The following is a 731-nucleotide window of genomic DNA, read 5'->3' on the forward strand; positions in this document are numbered from 1 at the left end:
GTTCCAACTAGTCATGTTCACAAGATGTCTTTTGTACTGTTTCTTTCCTGTTTCAACTAGAATAACGAGTTTATTTTTATCTTCCGTATCAACATCTGTCGTAGACTGTCTTTACATATCATACAAATAGATAAATCCATGGTGTCTCATGTTCTGAGTCACATCAAAAGCATTCAACCTCTTAGTTAACTTCTGGAATGAATTTCTTTTTTCTGCTCATGCTTACTCATTTCTTGTTTCAACCAAGCCTGATTTGATTTTGACTGTTTTTCTTTTCTCAAATTTTTCCTTTTAAGTGGATTGATTTTATTAGTTTTTTGAGAATAATCTTTTACCTCCACTACTTCGCCATTACTCACATAGGCAGCTAATTCTGCCATTTCCTTTGATTCATAACGTTTAGCTCCTTTTAAGTTAGGAACTCCATATCCTTCTGAATCGACATAACACATTGCTTTTACAACGTATGCCACACTTAACCCTCCAATAGCTAATTTCTAAATGCTCTGCGTACTGTATACGCTTCGTTAATGATTTTCTTCAACGTATCCGATGGATAGATTCGATGACTTGTATTCTTGGTATCTTGTTCATATAACCAAGCAAGCTGTGCTAGAGTATCATCATCAAGAGAAAATCTCGGTCTTTTCTTAGGTGTCCCACCTGTTTGTTTTGGCTGTCCCACCTACACAACTACTCCTTTTGGTTGATTTTCTAAATATTTCTGTAAT

General features: G+C 35.2%; 2 protein-coding genes. Both read right to left on the reverse strand.

The genetic code is table 11. The annotated features are described in order from the left end of the window. Window positions 1-185: 185 nt before the first annotated feature. Window positions 186-473, reverse strand: a complete 288-nt coding sequence (locus AB5M32_RS13640) for a hypothetical protein (RefSeq protein ID WP_053813067.1) — start codon at window positions 471-473, stop codon at window positions 186-188. 17 nt (window positions 474-490) lie between these two features. After that, on the reverse strand, window positions 491-685 hold the full coding sequence (locus AB5M32_RS13645) for a hypothetical protein (protein WP_053766647.1): 195 nt from the start codon (window positions 683-685) through the stop codon (window positions 491-493). Window positions 686-731: the final 46 nt, after the last annotated feature.

The sequence above is a fragment of the Enterococcus sp. C57 genome, from assembly GCF_040887305.1.
In the GTDB taxonomy this organism is placed as follows: Bacteria; Bacillota; Bacilli; order Lactobacillales; family Enterococcaceae; genus Enterococcus_B; species Enterococcus_B hirae.